This window comes from Diplocloster modestus (genome assembly GCF_019042245.1).
In the GTDB taxonomy this organism is placed as follows: Bacteria; Bacillota; Clostridia; order Lachnospirales; family Lachnospiraceae; genus Diplocloster; species Diplocloster modestus.
Window position 1 is genome coordinate 71,716 of the sequence record NZ_JAHQCX010000024.1, and the last position, 7,197, is coordinate 78,912.

Sequence of the window (7,197 nt, forward strand, 5' to 3'; positions counted from 1 at the left end):
ATGTGTATATCGTCTATATACATTATTATACACAATATATACACTCTGTCAACAATTTTTTTATAATAAAACGGAAAAACAGACAGTAAAATTTTCCAGTGTGCAAAGGTTCCGATTCCGTTATCGCAGGATACCGGAATCGAAAAGCGAAAGATGCCTGTCCCCGGAAGCCATCCCTCAAATTGAGTATCTCAATCCGGGGACGGTCTCGGAGACAGGCACCTTCCTGCTCTGCTCATCTATTTATTACAACGGTTCTCTATTGCAAAGATTCCATCTTCGCAAACGCAACGGAACCGCCCCAGGCCACAAGCCCGGTCAATATTACAGAACTTAATATCAATGCAAAAAACCCGAACTCCACATTCACCAAAAGCGTCCCGGCTACACAAGCCAGTATCGCTACCATAATAACAAGTCCCTCACCCAGCAGGCGCATTATCTGCTTTCCAAAATTTCCAAGGATATTGCCCAGCAGAGCTTCACTGAGCACATTAAAATACAGCTTCGTCGCCTGCAAACATACATAGATCATCACGGTAAGCACAGTCTGTACCGGTGTCAGGCGCAGTACAACCGCCGCAGGTATCGTCATCAGACAGCCGTCAATAAGCGAACGAATATGCTCGATCAGGGTAGCATACCATACTTTCCGTATAGAGCTGTCCGGAATCAGATAGGTATAGGGATTCTCCAGCTCCTTGGACCATTTTGTCGCATAGCTGGTAAAAATAAACACCAAATATGCCATGACACCGGGAACCACAAAAAACCGATAGGGGCTGGCTGCCAGATCATTCAGATGGGCAAACACTGCGATCCCGATTCCCAGGATCAGGGATATCAGTGTAAACATCCCGAATATAAATGTTTTATTTTTCTTATATTCCAGCAGTTGCCTGTAAAATATCGCTTTCGCACCGCTCCCTTTATATTCCACCTGAGCTTTCCCATATTTTTTCTTTTTCCCGATGGACATACCCGAGGTTTCGCCTTTTTTCTTTTTCTGCAAGATCTCCTGGTAATCATCTGCAAACTTCATCGCGTCCTCGTAGTACTCTCCCACACATCTCATCCGCACCGCGATGGTCAGCAGCACCAGAGTAAATACCAAATACAAAAGAGTGCAGATCACATTCAGCGTCGTAGGCCCTAATAGCAACAGCCTGACAAACGCAATGTTCCATCCGATAATCGGAATACACTGCAGGAACGGATGATCCAGTACCAGCGGCAGAACGTTCCACGACGCATCCTGCGTAAAGAACATATATGCGGCGAACAGAACCAGCGCGGCCACGACCAGCCACACGGCCCTGCAAAGCAGGCGCACCGTGCCTTCTTTCAGCCGTTCATTTCCATATAGCACAACAACCAGGCTGGCTTCCAGTACATTTTCCACAATGTAGGCCAGCACAAAATACAGCAGCATTTTCCAGACCGGTATCCCGAACAGCGTACATCCCAGGACGGTCACAACCAGGGTTAACACCAGATTCATCATATTGGATTTCATCTGTTCATACAGGAGAATCAGTTTCGGTGAGATCGGCGCTGAAAACAGGAAATGCACTTCACTTGGCCGGAACAGCAGTCCTTTTCTCTTGGCATATTGCAGCAGGCTGGCGGGAATATTTAAAAATACCAGAGCCGACAGGGCATAGACCAGATACCTGGGGGTATTCCAGTTATTCGTGACCACCAGACTTCCGATGCCGGTCAGAATCATGGCGACATAAGCGATCCCCAGGATCAGATAGATGTAGGTCACCGGTTTGCTCAAAGCCTTCCGGATCCGGTTAACCATCGTCCTTTTCCACAGATAAATTAATGATTTCATATTTGTCAACCTTCATCACCGCCCGTAATATCGAAGAACAGATCTTCGATGTCCTGGTCCTTTGCTTCCTCTTTGGTATACTGCCCGATTATCTTACCTTTTTCCATGACAAACATCACATCCCAAAGTTCTTTTACCATCTCCAGCATATGGGTACTGATCAGAATCGTCACGCCCTGTTCCTTCTGCTCCAAGACCACCTGCTTTAGCTCTTTGATCGCTCTGGGGTCCAGCCCAACCATAGGTTCATCCAACATCAATACCTGCGGCCTAATCAGCAGGGCACAACAGATACTGACCTTTTGCATCATTCCTTTGGAGAGCTCGTTGCCCAGCTTATCCTGTTTGTCCTCCAGTTCAAAACGGGTCAGAAGATCGATGATCTCCTGCTCGCTCACCGATACTCCATAAGCTCTGTGTATATATTCCAGATGTTCCCGGACGGTCAGGGCATCGAACATGGCCGGAATCTCAGGCACATAACCGAATTGTTTTTTGGCCTCCAGTTTCCTGTTGGAAATCCCCTGGATGCCCACCCCGCCCTCAAAGCGGAGCAGCCCGGCAATGCTCTTTATAATTGTAGATTTTCCAGCCCCATTGGGCCCCAGTAATATTCCCACTTTCCCATCCGGTACTGTGAAACTGACATGATCCACCGCCAGATGCTTCCCATACTTCTTTGTCAAATCTTGTATTTCCAGCATAGCAACTGCTCCTCTCATTTGCCCATGTATTATTGTACTAATTCTTTAATACAATAATACATAGCCATAAGTTATTTGTCAAGATTTTATTTCACGTATGGGTGATTCTGGGGTTACTATTCACGGCTGATTTTTAAAGGGCCGGGAGTGGAGGGGCGTGGTATGGGGAGCCGGGCGGCAAGTCTCGCGGGGCCAAATCACTTGAGACCAGGCCTTAGAACGCGTTACGCAGAGGGCGGGAGAACCTCGCAGGGCCCGGAACACTGTCCGAGCCGCCCTTTGGCGAGTTTGTTCCGAGCCCTGCCAATAAGAGGTTCTCCCGCCTTCGGAGTTACCCGTTCTTAGGCCTGGTTGATGTGATTTGGCCCCGCGAGACTTGCCGCCCGGCTCCCCATACCACGCCCCTCCACTCCCGGCCCTTTAAAAATCAGCCGTGAATAGTAATATTCTGGGTTGCCTGGGGGATGCCTGGTTTTTTGAATGGCTGTCTTACCGTTTTTCAGCAATTTCTCCCTGCTTTTTGTAGATGGAATTCTGGGGAATGAATCCTCTTACCATCGAGAGTGGGTATACATTGCTGTGTCTTGCGATTACTGTTCCGGGATTTAATACGGAATTACAGCCCACTTCCACATAGTCCCCTACCATGGCCCCGAACTTTTTGAGTCCTGTCTCCATGTCACCGTCCTTGGTGTGAAGGACCACCAGGGTCTTATCGGATTTCACATTGGATGTAATGGACCCCGCACCCATGTGGGACTTGTAGCCCAGGATGGAATCGCCTACATAATTGTAGTGGGGTACCTGTACATTGTTAAATAATATGACATTTTTTAATTCTGTGGAATTACCCACTACACATCCTTCGCCTACCAGCGCATTGCCGCGGATAAACGCGCAGTGACGTACTTCCGCATTTTTACCGATAATCACAGGGCCGTTTAAAAATGCTGTGGGGGCTACTTTGGCAGAGCGGGCTACCCAAATGTTTTCTCCTCTTTTCTCATATTCCTCCTCTGGCAGTGTTGCTCCCAGCTCTTTTATAAATGCTCCGATTTCAGGAAGGACCTCCCACGGGTATTCGGCTTTTTCTAAGAGTGCCGCCGCCTGTGTCTGGGTTAAGTCATATAGATTTCTGATTTTCATTGCTTCCATTTTCCTGTTTCCTTTCTGAGGCTTGATTGCTGGTTGAATCATTATTTTGTTGGTCTTTTGGATCTTTGGTCTTTGCCTTGCTGGCTTGGCGGGAAGTACTCTGTTTATAACAGGCTGCGATTCTGTCATAATTTCCCCGCAGCGCGTACTGATTATGCAGACCCAGAACGCCCTGGGTTCTGGAGCGGATAAATTTATCCAGCTTTTCCATATACTCATCCGGTGTTATGGTTCCCTCTGCCACATAGGTTAATCCCTTTTCCCAGCTGGCCGTCAGCTCCGGGTTGAGAAGCGAGCGTATGGATGTGTTCACCACATCGTAAATCATTTCCCCCAATTGGGTGGGCGTTATAATCTGCGTTTTTTTGTTCAGCCCCAGATAATCGATGTTGACCAGCTTTTTTAATATCTCCGCCCTTGTCGCGCTGGTTCCGATGCCGCTGCCTTTGATCTGGGCCCGCAGCTCCTCGTCCTCGATCAGCTGGCCGGCATTTTCCATCGCCAGTATCATGGAACCGGAATTATAGCGCTTCGGCGGGGAAGTTTCGCCCTCTTTGATATCCAGGCTGCTCACCGGCAGGGAGGCGCCTTTTTTCAGCGCATGTAAAATCGCCAGCAGTTCCTCATCACTCAGGTTTTCTTCCTCTGCTCCGTCATCCTCGGATTTTTTCTTCTGCTGAGGCCGGCCGGACACTTTCAGATAGCCCTCTGATAACAGGACACGGAAATTGGAGAAAAACTTTTCTCCCCGGATATCCACGATCAGCTGAACTTTCTGATACACTGCCGCCGGGTAGAATATACTTAAGAACCTGCGCACAATCAGCTCATAGACCTTTGCCGCATTGGCGTGCAAAGAACCCAGCACACCAAATCCCTGGCCTGTCGGGATGATCGCATAGTGATCGGTGATCTGTTTGTCATTGACATAACGGGTCCTGGCCAGATTCTTATAGGAACCATTTTCCAGGATCTCCGCCGCAAAAGCTCCTGTCCTGGCATAATTCTTTAGCCCAAATAAATTCTTCTGGATTACTTTGGCCACTGCAGTGGAGAGAACCCGGGCATCGGTTCTTGGATAGGTTACCAGTTTTTTCTCGTATAATTCCTGGGTGATCCGCAAGGTCTCATCGGGGCTTAATTTGAACAGCCGGGAGCAGTCATTTTGCAGCTCCGCCAGGTTAAACAGCAGGGGAGGATTCTTATTTTCTTTCTTTTTCTCGATCTTATCCACAATCGCAAGGATGGGTTGCTGTTCACTTAAGAAACGGATCAGTTCTTCGGCCTTTTCCCGTTCCTTGAACCCGTTTTCCTTATAAAGGTCTCTGGAGGCAAAATAACGTGAGCCTTCTACCGCCTTCCATTCCCCCTCAAACGGTTTTCCTTCATGGTCATAAGTTCCGATTACCCGGTAAAACGGCGTTTTTACAAACTCACGGATCTCGCGTTCCCGCCTTACCACCATGCCCAGCACGCAGGTCATTACCCGTCCAACCGAAACCACGGTGCGGTTTACCCGCAGATAATTGGCGATGGAATTCCCGTATTTTAGGGTCAGCAGTCTGGAAAAGTTAATCCCCATCAGATAATCTTCTTTGGCCCGAAGATAGGCGGATGCCGACAGATTATCATATTCCGACAGGTCTTTCGCCGTCTCGATTCCTTTGCGTATCTCTTCCTCCGTCTGCGAATCGATCCAGACTCTCCGGCGCTTCTTGCCGTGTACCTGCGCCATCTGTTCCACCAGCCGGTAGATATATTCCCCTTCCCGCCCGGAGTCGGTACAGACATAGATCGTATCCACATCTTCCCGGTTCAGCAGCCCGCTTACGATCTGGAACTGCTTTGCCACTGACGGAATTACCTCATATTTGAATTCCTTCGGCAAAAACGGCAGTGTTTCCAGACTCCATCTTTTGTATTTACTATCGTAAACCTCCGGATAGCTCATCGTTACCAGGTGTCCCACACACCAGGTAACGACCGCTTCCTCTGATTCCACATACCCATCATGCCTCACGGTTTTCAGATTCAAAGCTTTGGCAAATTCCTGGGCCACGCTGGGTTTTTCTGCTATGTATAACGCTTTCGACATGTATTTCCAACTTTCTAACGTATCATGTGAGGCATGTACAAGCTTCATACAGGCACTCACATCCTGCAAAACCGGACCGGTTTTGTAATATAGATATTATTTTTCCTTTCATTATATTACATCCAACACTTTTTTGGCAACTGATTTTGGAACAGGTACCTGCCCGGCTGATTCCCTGGTACAATTCATATGGGAGGGGACTGGCACCTTTCGGCAGTAAAGCTAAATTTTATAGAAACTACGTGGAGAAAGGGGCCTGTCCCCGGATGTTGACTAGCTTAGTTCCCCCGGGAGCAGGCATTTTTTCCTCGAATAGACCGGCATCCGGGGACAGGCACCTTTCTCCACGTAGTTTCTATAAAATCTGGCATTACTCCCGAAAGGTGCCAGTCCCCTCCCCTCCTCGCCTCCCATCGGAGTATCACTTATGTTATACTGAAACAAAAGACCATTGAATGATACTGGAACTTTGGAGGGAAAATGTTATGAAAGAGTTATTCACCGTTGGGGAACTTTCCAAATTATTCTCTATGAACATCCGGACACTTCGATATTATGACCAGGTGGGTATCCTGAAACCGGAAATGACGGATAACAAAACAGGCTACCGTTATTACTCCACCCGCCAGTTTGAACGTCTGAATACGATTAAGTATCTTCGGGCGCTGGACATGCCGATTGAAAAAATTGCGCATTTCTTTGACAACAAAGACCCCGAAACCATGGTGGAACTCCTGCGGGGACAGCAGGCAGATATAAGCTGCAAAATTGCCGGGCTCCAAACAATCAGCAGAAAAATAGACAACCGCCTCACCCAAATCCAGGATGCCGTATGCTCCAGCATGAACATCATCCGAATACGCCATCTGGAAAAGCGGGCGGTCTTAAGTCTGCGCAAAGAAATCCCCCGGGGCACAGACCTGGAATATCCGATCCGTGAGCTGGAGCGTCTCAACGCCTTAAGTCCCGCCATGTTTCTTGGCAAAGTCGGAGTATCTATCTCTGCCGACGATCTGCGGAACCGAAAATTTGACCGTTTTTCCGAAATTTTTGTCTTTGTGGAGGATGAAGACCGCTACGAAGGAAATCTGGAATATCAAAAGGAGCAGGACTATCTTACCATCCGCTTTTCCGGCACCCATGTAAAATCCGATGACTCCTACAATCTCCTGTTGGATTTTATGGAAAAAGAAAACCTGCGGATGACCGGAAGTTCGGTCGAAATCACTTTGATCGACTCCGGGCTGACCAATAATCAATCTGAATTCGTCACAGAACTTCAGATTCCCTTTGAGGACGGTACGCCGTTATAAGTTACTATTCACGGCCAATGTCAGTTAGTTAAGCTCATAGGGTATTCAATCTATGAGGGTCTAACTAAAATTTTAAAATTTTGTATCATT

At 47.9% G+C, this 7,197-nt stretch carries 5 protein-coding genes; 1 reads left to right on the forward strand and 4 read right to left on the reverse strand.

Going from position 1 to position 7,197, the window contains the following annotated elements:
• Positions 1-259: 259 nt before the first annotated feature.
• The 4 genes from KTH90_RS22935 to KTH90_RS22950 all read right to left on the reverse strand — a co-directional run bounded on the left by KTH90_RS22935 (position 260) and on the right by KTH90_RS22950 (position 5,794).
• Positions 260-1,840: a putative ABC exporter domain-containing protein gene (locus tag KTH90_RS22935; RefSeq protein WP_238727525.1), complete on the reverse strand. Its 1,581-nt coding sequence runs from the start codon at positions 1,838-1,840 to the stop codon at positions 260-262.
• Between the two features lie 5 nt (positions 1,841-1,845).
• Positions 1,846-2,544, reverse strand: a complete 699-nt coding sequence (locus KTH90_RS22940; RefSeq protein WP_158352307.1) for an ABC transporter ATP-binding protein — start codon at positions 2,542-2,544, stop codon at positions 1,846-1,848.
• 489 nt (positions 2,545-3,033) lie between these two features.
• On the reverse strand, positions 3,034-3,699 hold the full coding sequence (locus tag KTH90_RS22945; protein WP_158355744.1) for an acyltransferase: 666 nt from the start codon (positions 3,697-3,699) through the stop codon (positions 3,034-3,036).
• Entirely contained in the window at positions 3,668-5,794 is a 2,127-nt protein-coding gene (locus KTH90_RS22950; protein WP_158355745.1) for a DNA topoisomerase, read from the reverse strand. Before KTH90_RS22950 ends, KTH90_RS22945 begins: the two co-directional genes overlap by 32 nt.
• A 485-nt stretch (positions 5,795-6,279) precedes the next feature.
• Between KTH90_RS22950 and KTH90_RS22955 the strand changes: the two genes are divergently transcribed.
• Entirely contained in the window at positions 6,280-7,107 is an 828-nt protein-coding gene (locus KTH90_RS22955; protein WP_158355743.1) for a MerR family transcriptional regulator, read from the forward strand.
• Positions 7,108-7,197 lie beyond the last annotated feature (90 nt).

Coding starts and splice junctions, on each gene's coding strand:
- KTH90_RS22950 (WP_158355745.1), bottom strand. CDS start 5,794: ATGTCGAAAGCGTTATACATAGCAGAAAAACCCAGCGTGGCCCAGGAA.
- KTH90_RS22945 (WP_158355744.1), bottom strand. CDS start 3,699: ATGGAAGCAATGAAAATCAGAAATCTATATGACTTAACCCAGACACAG.
- KTH90_RS22935 (WP_238727525.1), bottom strand. CDS start 1,840: ATGAAATCATTAATTTATCTGTGGAAAAGGACGATGGTTAACCGGATC.
- KTH90_RS22955 (WP_158355743.1), top strand. CDS start 6,280: ATGAAAGAGTTATTCACCGTTGGGGAACTTTCCAAATTATTCTCTATG.
- KTH90_RS22940 (WP_158352307.1), bottom strand. CDS start 2,544: ATGCTGGAAATACAAGATTTGACAAAGAAGTATGGGAAGCATCTGGCG.